This is a genomic window from Acidovorax sp. MR-S7 (genome assembly GCF_000400995.2).
GTDB lineage: Bacteria > Pseudomonadota > Gammaproteobacteria > Burkholderiales > Burkholderiaceae_C > MR-S7.
On record NZ_DF238979.1, the window covers coordinates 1 to 16,628 of the forward strand.

The 16,628-nt window shown below is 67.9% G+C and carries 15 protein-coding genes; 3 read left to right on the forward strand and 12 right to left on the reverse strand.

All coding sequences use genetic code 11. From position 1 onward, the window contains the following. Positions 1-132 precede the first annotated feature (132 nt). From aceA to AVS7_RS18915, 4 genes are all read right to left on the reverse strand, one after another. Positions 133-1,464: an isocitrate lyase gene (aceA, locus tag AVS7_RS18900; protein ID WP_020229622.1), complete on the reverse strand. Its 1,332-nt coding sequence runs from the start codon at positions 1,462-1,464 to the stop codon at positions 133-135. A gap of 334 nt (positions 1,465-1,798) precedes the next feature. Continuing rightward, positions 1,799-2,536, reverse strand: coding sequence for an acetoacetyl-CoA reductase (gene phbB, locus AVS7_RS18905; protein ID WP_024001874.1), 738 nt, complete (start codon positions 2,534-2,536; stop codon positions 1,799-1,801). Between the two features lie 239 nt (positions 2,537-2,775). After that, positions 2,776-3,954: an acetyl-CoA C-acetyltransferase gene (locus tag AVS7_RS18910; protein WP_020229624.1), complete on the reverse strand. Its 1,179-nt coding sequence runs from the start codon at positions 3,952-3,954 to the stop codon at positions 2,776-2,778. A gap of 135 nt (positions 3,955-4,089) precedes the next feature. Further along, the gene (locus AVS7_RS18915) at positions 4,090-5,802 is read right to left on the reverse strand and encodes an alpha/beta hydrolase (RefSeq protein WP_020229625.1); all 1,713 of its coding nucleotides are present in this window, start codon (positions 5,800-5,802) and stop codon (positions 4,090-4,092) included. A gap of 142 nt (positions 5,803-5,944) precedes the next feature. Between AVS7_RS18915 and AVS7_RS18920 the strand changes: the two genes are divergently transcribed. Then, entirely contained in the window at positions 5,945-6,250 is a 306-nt protein-coding gene (locus tag AVS7_RS18920; RefSeq protein WP_034691225.1) for a hypothetical protein, read from the forward strand. Here AVS7_RS18920 and pgeF read toward each other — a convergent pair. Together pgeF and maiA are read right to left on the reverse strand one after the other, a co-directional pair. Further along, the gene (gene pgeF, locus AVS7_RS18925; RefSeq protein ID WP_024001876.1) at positions 6,167-6,994 is read right to left on the reverse strand and encodes a peptidoglycan editing factor PgeF; all 828 of its coding nucleotides are present in this window, start codon (positions 6,992-6,994) and stop codon (positions 6,167-6,169) included. The genes AVS7_RS18920 and pgeF overlap by 84 nt on opposite strands. Before the next feature lie 5 nt (positions 6,995-6,999). Beyond that, complete coding sequence (maiA, locus tag AVS7_RS18930; protein ID WP_034691245.1) at positions 7,000-7,668, reverse strand: maleylacetoacetate isomerase; 669 nt, start codon at positions 7,666-7,668, stop codon at positions 7,000-7,002. A 59-nt stretch (positions 7,669-7,727) separates the two neighbouring features. Here maiA and AVS7_RS18935 point away from each other — a divergent pair, with 59 nt between their 5' ends. Further along, positions 7,728-8,426 (forward strand): fumarylacetoacetate hydrolase family protein, encoded by a 699-nt coding sequence (locus AVS7_RS18935; protein WP_020229628.1) that lies wholly within the window; start codon positions 7,728-7,730, stop codon positions 8,424-8,426. A gap of 72 nt (positions 8,427-8,498) precedes the next feature. Further along, entirely contained in the window at positions 8,499-9,047 is a 549-nt protein-coding gene (locus tag AVS7_RS18940) for an NUDIX hydrolase (RefSeq protein WP_020229629.1), read from the forward strand. A 3-nt stretch (positions 9,048-9,050) separates the two neighbouring features. Here the strand turns inward: AVS7_RS18940 and AVS7_RS18945 are convergent, their stop codons facing one another. Genes AVS7_RS18945 through AVS7_RS18970 form a run of 6 tightly spaced genes read right to left on the reverse strand, consistent with a single transcriptional unit; the run spans position 9,051 to position 16,627 of the window. After that, entirely contained in the window at positions 9,051-11,513 is a 2,463-nt protein-coding gene (locus AVS7_RS18945; protein ID WP_020229630.1) for a penicillin-binding protein 1A, read from the reverse strand. Between the two features lie 44 nt (positions 11,514-11,557). Continuing rightward, entirely contained in the window at positions 11,558-12,496 is a 939-nt protein-coding gene (locus AVS7_RS18950) for a GSU2403 family nucleotidyltransferase fold protein (protein WP_020229631.1), read from the reverse strand. 60 nt (positions 12,497-12,556) lie between these two features. Then, entirely contained in the window at positions 12,557-13,507 is a 951-nt protein-coding gene (locus tag AVS7_RS18955; RefSeq protein ID WP_020229632.1) for a patatin-like phospholipase family protein, read from the reverse strand. Between the two features lie 28 nt (positions 13,508-13,535). Next, positions 13,536-14,168: an excalibur calcium-binding domain-containing protein gene (locus AVS7_RS18960; RefSeq protein WP_020229633.1), complete on the reverse strand. Its 633-nt coding sequence runs from the start codon at positions 14,166-14,168 to the stop codon at positions 13,536-13,538. Between the two features lie 3 nt (positions 14,169-14,171). Then, positions 14,172-16,241 (reverse strand): NAD-dependent DNA ligase LigA, encoded by a 2,070-nt coding sequence (gene ligA, locus AVS7_RS18965; RefSeq protein ID WP_020229634.1) that lies wholly within the window; start codon positions 16,239-16,241, stop codon positions 14,172-14,174. 11 nt (positions 16,242-16,252) lie between these two features. Then, complete coding sequence (locus AVS7_RS18970) at positions 16,253-16,627, reverse strand: hypothetical protein (protein ID WP_020229635.1); 375 nt, start codon at positions 16,625-16,627, stop codon at positions 16,253-16,255. Position 16,628 lies beyond the last annotated feature (1 nt).

Sequence of the window (16,628 nt, forward strand, 5' to 3'; positions counted from 1 at the left end):
CCGCGCCAGCTCTTGCTCGACGCCATCGGAGTGCCGGTCATCAACACAGATTTGTGACAGAGCCAAAAGAAAAGCCACCCGACGGGTGGCTTTTTCACCTTCCAGTGCCCTATCGGGCACCTGGTGGCTCGATCAGTGGAACTGCTCTTCTTCGGTGGAACCCGTCAGGGCCTTCACGGAAGACGAACCGCCTTGGATCACCGTGGTCACGTCGTCGAAGTAGCCCGCGCCCACTTCCTGCTGGTGCGACACGAAGGTGTAGCCCTGCTCGCGTGCGGCGAATTCAGGTTCCTGGATCATTTCCACGTAATGGCGCATGCCTTCGCCGCGAGCGTAGGCGTGGGCGAACTTGAACGTGTTGTACCAGTTGCTGTGAATGCCGGCCAGCGTGATGAACTGGTACTTGTAGCCCAGTGCGGACAGGTCTTCCTGGAAGGAAGCGATCTGCTTGTCGTTGAGGTTCTTCTTCCAGTTGAACGAGGGCGAGCAGTTGTAGCTCAGCAGCTTGCCAGGGCATGCGGCCAGCACGGCCTGGGCGAATTCGCGGGCGAAGCCGATGTCGGGCACGCCGGTCTCGCACCACACCAGGTCGGCATAGGGCGCGTACGCCACGCCGCGGCTGATGGCCTGCTCCAGGCCGTTCTTCACGCGGTAGAAGCCCTCTTGCGTACGCTCGCCGGTCAGGAAGGGCTTGTCGTTGGCGTCGTGGTCGCTGGTGATCAGGTTGGCGGCCTCGGCATCGGTGCGGGCCAGCACGATGGTGGGCACGCCCATCACGTCGGCGGCGAAGCGCGCGGCGATCAGCTTCTCGCAGGCTTCCTGCGTGGGCACGAGCACCTTGCCGCCCATGTGGCCGCACTTCTTCACGGCGGCCAGCTGGTCTTCGAAATGCACACCTGCGGCACCGGCGGCGATCATGTTCTTCATCAGCTCGAAAGCGTTCAGCACGCCGCCGAAACCGGCTTCCGCATCGGCCACGATGGGCAGGAAGTAGTCGACGAACTCCTTGTCGCCGGGGTTCACGCCGCGGCCCCACTGGATTTCATCGGCACGCTTGAAGGTGTTGTTGATGCGGCGGACCATGGTGGGCACCGAGTCGTAGGCATACAGCGATTGGTCGGGATACATGGTTTCGCTGGTGTTGCCGTCGGCGGCCACTTGCCAGCCCGACAGGTACACGGCTTCCAGGCCCGCCTTGGCCTGCTGCATGGCCTGGCCGGCGGTGATGGCACCGAAGGCGTTCACGTAGCCCTTCTTGGCCCCACCGTTCACCAGTTCCCACAGCTTTTCGGCGCCGCGCTGGGCCAGCGTGTATTCGGGCTGCAGGCTGCCGCGCAGGCGCACCACGTCGGCAGCGCTGTAGCCGCGCTTGACGCTCTTCCAGCGAGGGTTCTGGGCCCAGTCCTTTTCGAGGGCTGCGATCTGTTGCTCACGGCTGAGTTGTGCGTTCAGGGACTTCGACATGGTTGCTCTCCAAGGGTTGGTTCATCGGGGGGCATCGGTGCGATGCCCTTGGAGACAACTTTAAGTCTTCTATAAGACTCGCACAAGCTCTTATGTCTTATAGAAGACATGATTTTTTTACTTAAAAATCAACGACATAACTTTTCATTTTTATGATGAGAAATATATTTTCTCGTATTGAGAAATTTTGCGGCAATGCAGCATGACTCATTTTTCATTTAGCAAAACTTCACTCACCATATGAAAAATCATGGCCGACATGAAAAAAGGGAACGCGCTGCGTTCCCTTTTTCGGCTTTCGCGCCCGCCTGGCAGCGGGCGCATGCCTGCATGCTTAGCCCATGTGCAGGCCGCCATTGACGGAGAAATCCGCCCCCGTGGCGTAGCCGCCTTCTTCCGAGGAAAGCCACGAGATGATGGATGCGATCTCGCTGGGCTCGCCCAGGCGCTTGACCGGCACCGTCGCCACGATCTTTTCCAGCACGTCCGGACGGATGGCCTTGACCATGTCGGTGCCGATGTAGCCCGGGCTCACGGTGTTCACGGTCACGCCCTTGGTGGCCAGCTCCTGCGCCAGGGCCATCGAGAACCCGTGCATGCCCGCCTTGGCGGCCGAGTAATTGGTCTGTCCGGCCTGACCCTTTTCGCCGTTCACGCTGCTGATGTTGACGATGCGGCCCCAGCCCTTCTCCACCATGTCGCCCACGACCTGCTTGGTCACGTTGAACATGCTGTTGAGGTTGGTCTCGATCACCGCGTCCCAGTCCTCGCGCGTCATCTTGACGAACATGCGGTCGCGCGTGATGCCAGCGTTGTTGACCAGCACGTCAATGGTGCCGTGCTCGGACTTGGCCTTGGTGAAGGCCTCGACGGTGGAGTCCCAGTCGCCCACGTTGCCCACCGATGCATGAAAGGTGTAGCCCTGTGCCTTCTGCTCTCCCAGCCATTTCTCGTAGTCGCGCGTCGGGCCGCAACCTGCGATGACCTTGAAACCATCCCGGTGCAGACGCTGGCAAATGGCAGTGCCGATGCCCCCCATGCCTCCTGTGACGTACGCGATCTTCTGACTCATTGTGCTCTCCTGGTTTGGCAAAACGGAATGTGTTCCAAGTGCCACTCTACCCAAGAATCGCGGTGTTTCCGTCGAGGAAAACACGGGGCGCCGCAGAGATTTTGGAGGCCCTCAGGCATGCGATGATGACGGGTTATGGATGCGCCATGCTTTGCCATGGGACCATGAAAAAAGCCGCGCCCGAGGGCGCGGCCTGTGGGCCTGGAGGCCCCGCTCGCGCAGGGCCACCGTCTGGCTCCTCAGCGCTCCACCGCCAGCGAAACGCCCATGCCGCCGCCGATGCACAGTGCGGCCAGCCCCTTCTTGGCATCGCGGCGCTGCATTTCGTGCAGCAGCGTGACCAGCACGCGGCAGCCCGATGCGCCGATGGGGTGGCCGATGGCGATGGCGCCGCCGTTCACGTTCACCTTGGCGGGGTCGACGCCCAGCTCCTTGTTCACAGCGCAGGCCTGCGCGGCGAAGGCTTCGTTGAGTTCGAACAGGTCCACGTCGCCCACGTTCCAGCCTGCGCGCTGCAGTGCCTTGCGCGATGCGGGCACCGGGCCCATGCCCATGGTGGCCGGGTCGAGGCCGCTCGTACCAAAGGCCGCGATGCGCGCCAGGGGCTTGAGGCCCAGGGCCGCGGCCTTCTTGGCGCTCATGACCACGACGGCGGCAGCGCCGTCGTTGATGCCCGAGGCGTTGCCCGCAGTCACGGAGCCGGCCTTGTCGAAGGCGGGGCGCAGGCCGGCCAGGGCATCGGCATTGGTCTTGCGGTTGAGGTATTCGTCGGCCGCGAAGACGATGGGGTCGCCCTTCTTCTGCGGCAGCGATACGGGCACGATTTCGTCGGCGAAGCGGCCGGCGTCCTGCGCGGCCGCGGCCTTCTGCTGGCTGGCCAGGGCCAGCGCGTCCTGCATCTCGCGCGTGATGCCGTGCTGCTTGGCCACGTTCTCGGCGGTGATGCCCATGTGGTACTGGTTGTAGACGTCCCAGAGGCCGTCCACGATCATGGTGTCCACCAGCTTCCAGTCGCCCATGCGCTGGCCGTCGCGCGAGCCGTTGAGCACGTGGGCCGAGAGGCTCATGTTTTCCTGGCCGCCGGCCACGACGATCTCGCTGTCGCCCGTGGCGACGGCCTGCGCGGCCAGCATCACGGCCTTCAGGCCGGAGCCGCACACGGCGTTGATGGTGAGCGCGGGGGTTTCCTTGGCCACGCCGGCCTTCATCATGGCCTGGCGTGCAGGGTTCTGGCCGCAGCCGGCCGCGAGCACCTGGCCCATGATGACTTCGCCCACCTGGTCGGGAGCCACCCGCGCACGCGCCAGCGCCTCGCGGATGACGAGGGCGCCCAGCTCGGTGGCGGGCGTCTTGGCGAGTGCGCCGCCGAACTTGCCCACAGGCGTGCGTACGGCAGAGACGATGACGATGTCTTCCATGATGTCTTCCTTTCTTTCATCCGGCCGAAAGGCCGTATTTGGCGGGACCCGCGCACGGGGCGGCGCAGGCCCTGCAATGCATTCTGAATCTGCCTGCTGTCAGGACTATTGCGTAATCAATGCCGCGGAAAACTCTCAGGCCTTCTGCTGGACGTAGCTGCCGGGCGCGGGCTCGATGGCCTTGAACTTGGGCGCCTTGCCGTAGCACTTGGGCGCAGCGACCTGCTTGCCCGCATGGCCCTTGAGCCAGGCGGCCCAGTCGTCCCACCAGCTTCCGGGCAGTTCGGTGGCGCCTTGCACCCACTCGTCCAGCGTAGCCGGCAGCTTGCCGTCCTCGCGCAGCCAGTGGCTGCGCTTTTTCTTGGCCGGCGGGTTGATCACGCCCGCGATGTGGCCGGAGGCGCCCATCACGAAACGCTTCTTGCCCGGCAGCACCTGCGTGGAGGCGTAGGCCGCGCCGATGGGCACGATGTGGTCCTCGCGCGAGCCGTAGATGTACACGGGCAGCTTCACCTTGCGCAGGTCCAGCTTCTCGCCGCAGACGGTGAGCTTGCCGGGCTGAATGAGGTTGTTCTCCAGGTAGAAGTTGCGCAGGTACCAGGCGTAATAGGGGCCGGGCAGGTTGGTGGCGTCGCTGTTCCAGTAGAGCAGGTCGAACGCGGGCGGCGTCTCGCCCTTAAGGTAGTTGCCCACCACGTAGTTCCACACCAGGTCGTTGGGCCGCAGGAAGCTGAAGGTCGATGCCAGCTCCTGCCCCTTCATGAGCCCGCCCTGCCCCATCTGCATCTCGCGCAGGCGCACGAAGCTCTCGTCGATGAAGACGTCGAGGATGCCGGTGTCGGAGAAGTTGATGAGCGTGGTGAGGAAGGTGGCGCTGGCCACAGGCTCCTCGCCACGCGCGGCCAGCACGGCCAGGGCGTTGGCCAGCATGGTGCCGCCCACGCAGAAGCCCAGGGCGTTGATCTGCGGCGCGCCCGTGATCTGCTGCACGGTGGCGATGGCGGTGAGCACCGCGTCCTCGATGTAGTGGTCCCAGGTCTTGTCGGCGAGCGACATGTCCGGGTTGCGCCAGCTCACCACGAAGGTGCGGTGGCCCTGCGACACGGCGTAGCGGATCACCGAGTTGTCGGGCTGCAGGTCGAGGATGTAGAACTTGTTGATGCACGGCGGCACCATGAGGAAAGGACGCTCGTACACCTTGGGCGTGAGCGGCTTGTATTCGATGAGCTGGAACAGCTCGTTCTCGAACACCACCGCGCCCTCGGTCGTGGCCACGTTGCGGCCCACCTCGAAGCGGCTTTCGTCGGTCATGGAGATGTGGCCCTGGCGCAGGTCGTGCAGCAGGTTGGCCACACCCTTGGCGATGCTCTCGCCCTGGGTTTCCAGCGCCTTCTTCTGCGCATCGGCGTTGAAGGCCAGGAAGTTGCTGGGCGCCATGGCGGCCAGCCACTGCTCCACGCTGAAGCGGATGCGCGCGCGGGTCTTGTCGTCGGCCTCCACGGCATCGACCAGCCCCATGAGCGTGCGTGCCTGCAGCTGGTAGGCCGCCACGGAGAACGCCGACAGGGGGTTTTGCGCCCAGCCGTCGCCGCTGAAGCGCTTGTCGCCGCCTTGCGGGGGTGCTGCCTGCCAGCCCTGGCTCCACAGGGCGCGGGCGCTTTCCATGTACTGCTGCTGCAGCTCGGCCAGCTTGCCGGGCGCGAAGCCCACGGGCTGGTGCGGCTTCAGGGCCGCGGACAGGGCGCCCATGTCCACGGGTTGCAATGCTTGCAGCATCTTGGTCCAGCCGTCACCGAAAATCTGCTGGAATTGCCGGGCGCCTTCGGCCCAGCCTGCGTCAGAATCCATGCTGCCTCCTTGTGAATGCATGTGCCATGGCGCGGGCCCTCGCCCGCGAGCCATGGCAACCATTGTTGCCGAGCCCGGAACCGCCCCGCAAGCCATGGCATTCACCAAGGCCCCTCCAAAACCCTTTGTTTCCTGTCCGTTCATGTATCTGGTGGTCATTGCGTGGCTGTACATCACCCTGCTGATGGCCGTGGCCGAAGCCACGGCCGCCAACGGCACGGTGCTGGGCGCCATCGTCACGTTCGTGCTCTACGGGCTGCTGCCCCTGGGCCTGGTGCTCTACATCCTGGGCACGCCGGCACGCAAGCGCGCGCTGCGCGCGCGCGAGCAGGCCGAGCGCACGGCGGAGGCGCAGGCCGCGCCGTCAGCCGGCCAGCCAGATGCAGGCGGCCATACGCCCGCTGGCGCCGAAGCGGGGGTTGTCCCGCCGGTAGGAAAAGAACCGTGACGGGTTGCCCACGGTGCACCACGCAGGCGAACTGTCGTTGCCGTAGAGCCGCTCCACACCTGCCGCGCGAAGGCGCTGGCGCGCCAGGCCAGCCAGGTCGGCCAGGTACTTGCCGCCGGCCCGGGGCTGGAAGTGCGCAGCAGCCGCGCCGTCCTGCACGCAAAAGGCCTCGCGCACTTCGGGGCCGACCTCGAACGCCGTGGGGCCGATGCAAGGGCCCAGCCAGGCGATGACGTCCGCCGCCTCGATTGCTTCTTTTTTCATAGCTGCTTGCGCTTGGCCAGCAAGCGCTGGAGGCTGAAAAGACTCCAAGGCCGATTCCAGCACCCCCGCCGCCAGCCCGCGCCAGCCCGCATGCGCGGCCGCTACGCGGGTGCCGGCGCGGTCGGTGAAGAGCACGGGCAGGCAGTCGGCGGCCATGGCCACGCAGGCCACGCCGGCCTGCGCGGTGGTGCAGGCATCGGCCTCGATGCCGTCGGGCGTGTCCGCCAGCAGAGGCTGCAGGACCGTGCCGTGCACCTGCCGCAGGTACACGGGGCGCACGGGGCCTTCCGCACTCAGCACCGCCTGCAGCGTGGCCCAGTTGGCGCGCACGGCGGCGGGGTCGTCGCCCGCGTAGCGCCCCAGGTTGAAACTGTCCCAGGGCGCGGCGCTCACGCCGCCGGCGCGCGTGGTGCACACGGCGTGGACGTGCGCGGGCGCGGGCCAGTCGGGCCTGAGCCAGTCGGCGGGCTGCGCTGCCACGGGGGTCAGCCCTCGCCGTCGGGGCAGGCCGAGGGCTGCGCGCACTGGAACGCGGGCAGCTGCATGCAGGCCTCGAACGCGGCCATGGTGCGCGGCAGGCCGCCCATGTCGACCTGGAAGCGCTGGCCGTTGAAGATCTGCGGCACCAGGCAGCAGTCGGCCAAGGTGGGCGCGTCGCCCCAGCTGTAGACGGAGGGCGGCAGGCCCGCGCCGTCGCGCTCCGCGGCCAGCAGGGCGAGCTGGCGCTCGTAGGCCTCCAGGCCGCTGCGCACCCAGTGGCGGTACCAGGCGTCCTTGGCCTCGTCCGTCACCTGCAGCTGGTGCTTGAGGTACTTGAGCACGCGCAGGTTGTTGAGCGGGTGGATCTCGCAGGCCACCATCTGCGCGAGCGCACGCACGCGGGCGCGGGCCAGCGCGTCCGGCGGCAACAGCGGCGGCGCGGCGTGGGTTTCTTCCAGGTATTCGATGATGGCCATCGACTGCGCGAGCAGGTGGCCGTCATCGGTTTCCAGCGCCGGCACCAGCGCGTCGCCCTGGCGCTGGGCGTAGGCCGGCGCGTGCTGCTCGCCCTTCACCAGGTGCACCGGCAGGTATTCGTAGGGCAAGCCCTTGATCTCGAGCGCGATGCGCACGCGGAACGATGCCGAGGAACGGAAGTAGTTGTAGAGCTTCATGGAGCGCAGCATAAGGCACCGTGGCACACTGCATGCTCCTTCGAAACGCTTGGCTTTCCATGACTTCCTACGTGATTCCCCCCGCTCCCCAGGCCAGTGTGCCCGTCGCCGGCACGGCCGACCGTTTCCCCGTGCACCGCATCTATTGCGTGGGCCGCAACTACGCCGAGCACGCCAAGGAAATGGGATTCACCGGCCGCGAGCCGCCCTTCTTCTTCATGAAGCCCGCCGACGCCGTGCTGCCCGTGGCCGCCGACGAGACGGGCCGCATGCCCTACCCCACGCTCACGGCCAACCTGCACCACGAGATCGAGCTGGTCGTCGCCATCGGCAAGGGCGGTGCCGGCATCAAGGCGCAGGACGCGCTGCAGCACATCTGGGGCTACGCCGTGGGCCTGGACATGACCCGCCGCGACCTGCAGAACGACATGAAGAAGCAGGGCCGCCCCTGGTGCATCGGCAAGGGTTTCGAGGCCAGCGCGCCCATCGGCCCCATCACGCCCGTGGCCCAGGCAGGCGACGTGGAGAAGGCCGCCATCTGGCTGCAGGTGAACGGCACCGACCGCCAGCGCAGCAACGTTCATCAACTCATCTGGAACATCGCCGAGACCATCGAACACCTCAGCGCCGCATGGACGCTGCAGCCGGGCGACCTGATCTTCACAGGCACGCCCGAAGGCGTGGGCGCGGTGGTGCGCGGCGATGTGCTGGAAGGCGGCATCGACGGCCTGGGCTCCCTGCGCGTCGCGCTCACCTGACCGCTACCACAACCATAGCTGCCAGCGCTTGATGGACGGGCGCTGGAGCCGTTTTTCATTCAAAAAGAAAGCATGACCTTCCGCCGCCCCATCCAGCACTGCCGCGCGTGCGGCTCGGCCGTGGCCTACCGCGTGCCCGACGACGGTGACACGCGCGAGCGCGCCGTCTGCCCCGCCTGCGGCACCATCCACTACGAGAACCCGCTGAACGTGGTGGGCACGGTGCCCGCGCTGGGCGACCGCGTGCTGCTGTGCAAGCGCAACATCGAGCCGCGCTGGGGCAAGTGGACGCTGCCCGCGGGCTTCATGGAACTGGACGAGACCACCGCGCAGGGCGCGGCGCGCGAGACCGACGAGGAAGCGGGCGCGCAGATCGAGATGGGCCCGCTGTTCTCGGTGCTGAACGTGCCGCGCGTGGGACAGGTGCACCTGTTCTACCTGGCCACGCTGCTCAGCGACCGGTTCAACCCCGGCTACGAGACCATCGAGGCGCGCCTGTTCCCCGAAGACGAGATTCCCTGGGACGAGCTGGCCTTCCGCACGGTGAAGGCCACGCTGGAGCGCTACTTCGCCGACCGCCGCGCGGGACGCTTCGGCATGCACTGCATCGACATCGTCTAGGGTCTACTGCGGCGGGCTCTCCCACGGGCTGGGCACGACCACGCCGCGGTGCACCGGCTCCGTCGTCACCATGCCCGGCTCGGGCTGCGGCCCGTCGGGCTCCGTCATCCACACGGGCGGCTCCACGGGCACCGGTGCGCGCGGCGCCACTTCCTGCAGCGGCACCAGGGGCGCGTCGGTGATCTCGGGGCGCTCGCTCTCCAGAGGCGCGCTGGCGGTGCTGGCCGGGGGCGCGGGCGCGCGCGGCAGCTCGGGCTCGGGCGCGCCTGCCGGGCCGGCCTGCTCGCCGGTGGGGCGGCCGAACAGGTCGTAGACCCAGTTGCGCAGGGCGCTCACGGCCCCCGCCGTGCGGCCGGCCCAGGAGCTTTCCTCCTCGTCGACGAAGCGCTCGCGCGCGTCGATGAGCTTGGCGCGCAGCGCTTGGCGGAACACGTCCCCCACCATCGGCAGCGCGCTGTGCGCGCCCTGGCCCCAGTAATCGCTGCGCAGGGTGATGCGCGCATCGTTGAAGCCCACCCAGGCGCCGGCCACGAGCTGCGGGTGCATGAGGATGAACCAGCCGTCCGTGTTGTCCTGCGTGGTGCCGGTCTTGCCGGCCACGTCGGCGGTGATGCCGTAGCGGCTGCGGATGGCCGCGCCCGTGCCCTTGTCCACCACGCCGCGCAGCGCGTCGCGCAGTTCCTGCGCGGCGGTGAGGCCCAGGGCACGCTCGGGCGGCGCGGCCTTGAACTCCTCCAGCAGCCTGCCGTCCTTGTCCTCGATGCGCGTGATGACCTGCGGCGCCCGGTAGCTCCCTGCGCTGGCGATGGTGCCGTAGGCGGCCACCATTTCCTTGAGCGTGACGTCGCTCGTGCCCAGCGCCAGCGCGGGCACGGGCTCCAGCTTCGACTCGCGCACGCCCATGGCGCGCGCGAGCTGCGCCACGCGCTCGGGGCCCACCTGCTGCATGAGCTGGGCGGTGATGGTGTTCTTGGAATAGGCCAGCCCGTCGCGCAATTGCATGGGCTCCTCGCTCGGCGGAGTATTACCGTCCGTGGGGCGCCAGACGCGCTTGCCGCCCAGGGGGATCTCAACAGACGTGTCCAGCAGCGTGTCGGTGGGCAGCATGCCCTTGGCGAAGGCCGCGCCGTAGACGAAAGGCTTGAACGTGGAGCCCGGCTGGCGCCGTGCGGCCTGCACGTGGTCGAACGGGTCGCTGCCGTAGTCGCGGCTGCCCACCCAGGCCAGCACCGCGCCGCTGCGCGGGTCGAGCGCCATGAAGCCGGCCTGCACGCGGGTCTTGGCAGCGCGCAGCTCGCGCAGGAAGGCCGCATCCTGGAGCAGGTCCTGCAGCACCGCGTCGGGCTCGCCGCCCGCGGCCACGGCCTTTTCGTAGCGCGCGGACTCGCGCACCAGCTGCTGCACCAGCGTGCTCTTGGAGCCCCACACGCCGCGCGGCGCCCAGGCCCCGTCGGCCACGCCCTGCAGCGCCCGGCCCTGGCGCTGCACGGCTTGGGTGGCGATCTCCTGCAGGCGGCCGTCGATGGTGGTGCGCACCACGAGCCCGTCGGAATACAGGCTGTAGCCGTTGCGGTCCGCCCAGTCGATGAGCTGGCGCCGCAGCTGCTGCGCCAGGTGCGGCGCCAGGCCCGCCACCTCGCTCTGGCGCTCGAAGCGGATGCGCAGCGGACGCTTGGCCAGCGTGTCGTATTCGGCGGCCGCGAGCTTGCCGCGCTTCTTCATCTGCGCGAGCACCGTGTTGCGCCGTGCTTGTGCGCGCTCGGGGTTGAGCACGGGGTTGTAGTAGGCCGTGCCCTTGAGCATGCCGATCAGCGTGGCGCTCTCCAGCACCGTGAGCTTGTCGGCCGACTTGTCGAAATACGTGCGCGCCGCCATCTCGATGCCGTAGGCGTTGTAGAGGAAGGGCACGGTGTTCAGGTAGGTCTCCAGGATCTCGTCCTTGGAGTAGCTCCACTCGATCTTGAGCCCGGTGATCGCCTCCTTGAGCTTGCGCGTGAGCGTGGGCGCGCGGCCGATCTCCTCGGGGTACAGGTTGCGCGCAAGCTGCTGCGTGATGGTCGAGCCGCCCTGCCGGTCGCCCCCCGCCGTGCGCACCACGGCCGAGAGCGTGCGCCGCCAGTCCAGCCCGAAGTGCTCGTAGAAGCGGTGGTCCTCGGTGGCGATCAGCGCGTCCACCACCGCGGGCGCGATCGCATCGAACGGCACCCACTCGCGGTTGACCCACTTGTACTCGGCCAGCAGCCGCCCGTCGCTGGAGACGAGCTGCGCGGGCTGGTCGGTCTTGGCCTTGCGGATGTCGCTGATCGCCGGAGTGAACGGAACCAGCGCCAGCACGTAGAGCAGCACTGCTGCAGGCACGGCCGCCAGGAACAGCGCGAGGGTGTGCTGCGACCACAGGCGGTCGGGCTTGCGCAGAAAACGGCGCAGCGCCTGCCAGGCGGTGCGGGGAATGTCGGATGGATTCATGTCAAAATGGGCTCTGGCGCTTATGTGACAAGCGCAAGCAGCTATCAATTCAGAAGCAATCCCTCGTCCAGCAGGGCTTGCACGATATCCGCCTGGCGTGCATCGCGCCGGCGCTTGATGGGTTCGCGGTGCGGCGCCTCGGCCGCCATCCAACGCTTGAAGGCCACGAAGGCTGCGGGCGCAATGGTGCGCATGCGCGCCATCCGCCCCGTGGCGGAAACCACCACCTGCTCGAAGCGCGCGGCGCTCGTGAGGAACGAGGCGCGCCGAGCCTGCACAGGCCAGAGGTCCTCCTCGTCGCTGGAGAAGCGGAATGGGTGCGGATCGTCGCCTTCGGGCTGCCGGCGCAGGAAATCCACCTCAAAACCCTGGGCGTTGATGGCCGTCTCGTTCTGGCCTTCCTTGCGGCGGAAGCTCGGGTCGGCGCGCTGCAGCACCTGGAGCATGGACACATCGAGCCTTTGCATGTCCGCCAGGAATTGCACACGTCGCCGCGCATCCCAGAGCAGATCCACGTCCTGCGTGGCCAGCGCACCCTGCACGATGCGCACGCCCGCAGCCATCTCGTAGGCGTAGAGGGCATGCGTGCCGACCACCGTGAAGTGCCGGTCCAGGCCGCTTTCGGCCAGGGTATGCAGCAGCGTGATGAGCAAGGCCGGAGCCCTGCCGACCTTCAGCGCCTTGTTCATGCGCTCGGCATCCCTGAGTGCCATGCGCAGCGATTGCAGCCGGGCCTGGCACTGCGCCTTGCGCTCCGTGAAAGCGGCGTAGGTGGCTTCAGTCTCGGCGCTGCGCGCGCCGATGCGGGTCTGGCGGTTGTCCGGTTGCGTCTTGACCAGGTATTCGTACTCCCCTTGGCGTTTCCAGTACATGCCGCCCGCACAGGTGCGCGCATCCCGCGCGACGCGTGCGTGCTCGTCGAACACGGTGGCCGCATCGATCACCTGGCGCGCGGCGTTGTCGGAAAGGGGCAGGTAGTCCATTGGCCGTAAAAATTCAAAAATTGATTTTTATACGGCCAATTATTGCAAATCAACCACTTATCACCCCATGAATCGCCGCAACTGCGGCAACGCAGCCTGTGCGGCGCGGCGGCCCTCAGCGATCGCCTCGGGCGCGCGGTGGAAGTCCAGCAGGCCCAGGTGCGCGAGGCTGGGCGCCACCACCACCTCGGGCGGGTCGCCCGCCATGCGGCTGCGGGTGATGCGCATCTGCATGATGGTGACGCTGGTCATCACCACGTCCAGTACGGAGGGCTTGCGCGGCAGGGGCGCCACGGCCGGGCCTGCTGCGGGCGCCCCGGCAGGTGCCCAGAACCGCAGACGGCTCATCCAGTCGGTGCTGGCAGCCGGTTCGGGCTCGGGCACCGCGCCGGGCTGCTCCGGCGGCGGGTCCTGCACCACGGCCAGGGGCTGCATGTGGCGGTGCAGAATGTCGGTGTTCAGGTCCACCGCGATGACGATGTCCGCTCCCATCGCGCGTGCGAGCGAGGCCGGCACGGGGTTGACAATGCCGCCGTCAACCAGCAGCCGCCCGTCCGCCCGCGCCACGGGCGTAAACAGGCCGGGCAGCGCGATGGAGGCGCGCACCGCGTCGGCAATGGAGCCTTCGCGCAGCCACACCTCGGCGCCCGAATGCAGGTCCGTCGCCACGGCGCCGAAGGCCAGCGGCGAGTCCTCGATGTCGAAATCCGCGAAGTGGCGGCGCCAGAAGGCGATGAGTTTTTCGCCCTTGAGCATGCCGCCCGCGAGGTTGAAGTCCATGAAGCCGAACACGTCGCGCATGCCCAGGCCCTGCACCCAGTCGGCGAAACGCTCCAGCTCGCCGCCCGCGAAGGCCGCGCCCACCAGCGCGCCGATGGACGCGCCGCAGACCACGTCGGGCTTGAGCCCCTCTTCCTGCAGCACCTGCAGCACGCCGATGTGCGCCCAGCCACGCGCGGAGCCGCTGCCCAGCGCCAGGCCCAGCCGAGGTGAGCGGCGTGTGAGTACCATGGGTCAAGCTCCTTGCAACATCGGCAGCCTATGGAGCAAGCGGACGGGTGCACCACTGCTGCTCGCATGGGACTCCATCACCGTTGCCATCCATTTGAACGCCCGGGCAATTGCGCAGGAAATAGGTGGCTTCCTCGCACGACGTCATTTGTGAGCAGTACCGGCGGCCATCGCAGCGGAAGGTGACGGCATGGGCACTGCTGCTACCTCCGCTCACGCCGGAGGGTGCAGCCACCATCGGCTTGGCCGTCCGCTGGCCCTGCGCGGCCCACCACTGGTAGGCCTGCCAGCCGATCAGCCCCACCACAACCCAGCCCACCAGCAGGCCCAACCAGCGCCCTGAACCGCCCGCGGGGGCAGAATAGCCACGTCGATCTCCCCCCGCATCCCCGCGCCGCTCCGGAACACCGGGCAGACGCTCGGATACTCGGACAGGGATGGCATCCAAGCGGCTGACACGCCGTGCCTGTTTGCGCCCCTGGTCATCGGATCCGATCTCGAAGCTTATGCGCTCGCCCATGCGGGGGCGCGCGTCCGCGCCCCGGTCAACCGGGGCGAACGCGCGGATGTGAACGAACACCTGATCGCCCCCTGCCGCCGGTTCGATGAACCCAAAACCGCGTTCATCGTTCCAGCGGGCGATGCGACCCTCGAACCGCATGCCTTACGCCCCCGCCGCCAGCAACGCGCGCAAACCATCTTCGTCCAGCACGGGAATGCCCAGCGCCTGGGCCTTCTCCAGCTTGCTGCCTGCCTCGGCGCCGGCCACCACGTAGTGGGTCTTCTTGCTGACCGAGCCGGCCACCTTCGCTCCGGCAGCTTCGAGCAGGTCCTTGGCCTCGTCGCGGCCCAGCGTGGGCAGCGTGCCGGTGAGCACGATGGTCTTGCCCGCGAGGGGCAGCGTGGCACCCTCTTGCGGCTCGCCCTCTTCCCAGGTGACGCCGCAGGCGCGCAGCTGCTCCACCACCTCGCGGTTGTGCGGCTGGGCGAAGAAGGTGTGGATGGCCTCGGCCACCACGGGGCCCACGTCGTTCACCTGCAGGAGCTGATCGACGCTGGCATCCATGATGGCGTCGAGTGCGCCGAAATGCCGCGCCAGATCCTTGGCCGTGGCCTCGCCCACGTGGCGGATGCCCAGGCCGAACAGGAAGCGCGGCAGCGTGGTGCGCTTGGATTTCTGCAGCGCGTCGAGCACATTCTGCGCGGACTTCTCGGCCATGCGGTCCAGCTCGCTGAGGCTCGACAGGCCCAGCCGGAACAGGTCGGGCAGCACGCGGATCACATGGCCCTCGACGAGCTGGTCCACCAGCTTCTCGCCCAGGCCCTCGATGTCCATCGCGCGGCGCTGGGCGAAGTGCAGCACCGCCTGCTTGCGCTGCGCGGGGCAGAACAGGCCGCCGGAGCAGCGGTGGTTGACCTCGCCCGGCTCGCGCACCACGCTGCTCCCGCAGATCGGGCACTGCGCGGGCATGCGGAAGTTGGGCACGTAGCCGGCGCGCGGTGCGGGCACCACGCCCACCACCTCGGGAATCACGTCGCCCGCGCGGCGCACGATGACCTGGTCGCCCACGCGCACGCGCTTGCGGCGCAGCTCGAACAGGTTGTGCAGCGTGGCGTTGGTGACGGTGACGCCGCCCACGAACACGGGCGCCAGGCGCGCCACGGGCGTGAGCTTGCCGGTGCGGCCCACCTGCACGTCGATGCCCTCGACGCGCGTCATCATCTCCTGCGCGGGGTATTTGTGCGCCACGGCCCAGCGCGGCTCGCGCGTCACGAAGCCGAGCTGCCGTTGCAGCGCCAGGCTGTTGACCTTGTAGACCACGCCGTCGATGTCGTAGGGCAGCTGGTCGCGCTCGGCGCCGATGCGCTGGTGGAATGCTATGAGTTCCGTAGCGCCTCGCGCAATCTGCACCTGCGCTGCGACCGGAAAACCCCATGAACGGAGTTTTTCCAGCAGTTCGAAGTGCGTGGCGAACTCCGCGCCCTCCACCTCGCCCACGCCATAGGCGAAGAACGAGAGCGGCCGCTGCGCGGCGATGCCCGAATCGAGCTGGCGCACCGCGCCCGCCGCCGCGTTGCGCGGGTTCACGAAGGTCTTGCCGCCCTGCTCGCGCTGGCGCTCGTTGAGCCGCTCGAAATCCGCGCGGCGCATATAGACCTCGCCGCGCACCTCCAGCACGGGCGGCGCGTCCTTCGGCAGCGTGAGCGGGATCTGGCGGATGGTGCGGATGTTGTGCGTCACCTCCTCGCCCACCTCGCCGTCGCCGCGCGTGGCGGCCTGCACCAGGCGGCCGCGCTCGTAGCGCAGGCTCATCGCCAGGCCGTCGAACTTGGGCTCGGCCACGTATTCGACGGGCGGGGCATCGGGCGCCAGCTTCAGCTCGCGCCGCACGCGTGCATCGAACGCCTCGGCGCCGGTGGCCTCGGTGTCGGTCTCGGTGCGGATGGAGAGCATGGGCACCTGGTGGCGCACGGGCGTGAGGCCATCCATCACCGCGCCGATCACGCGCTGCGTGGGCGAGTCGGGCGTGACCAGATCTGGGTAGGCGCCTTCGAGCGCCTGCAGCTGCTGGAACAGGCGGTCGTACTCGGCGTCGGGCACGCTGGGCGCGTCGAGCACGTAGTACGCGTGCGCCCACTGGTTGAGCTGGTCGCGCAGCGCTTCGATTTTGCTGGCTACCAGCGCTGGCCCCTTGGGCGCTGGAGCCGGAAAAAGGTCGGATTGTTCAGACATGCCAGGAAAGGTCAGGCCCGGTCCCACTGGGCCAGGTGCAGCAGCACGCCCGACGGGTCCCAGACGTAGGTCACGCACGCGCCGTAGGGCTCCTGCTTCGGCGCGGCTACGCGGGCGCCGGGGAAGCGGCCCGTGCCGATGAGCTGCGAGACGTCCGCGAAGCACTGGGCCGCGTCCTGCACGGAAATGTGCAGCATGCAGTTGTCCGCCCAGTCCTTCACGTAGTAGCGCTGCAGGTAGAACCGCGTCCCGCCCAGCTGGAACAGCGCCAGGCCGTCGTCCGACCACTCCAGGGTGCAGCCCAGGGCCGTATAGAACGCCTTGGACAGCGCGAAGTCCTGGGCCGGGAGGAAGGAGCGCACATCGTGGGCGCGCAGGTCGATCATG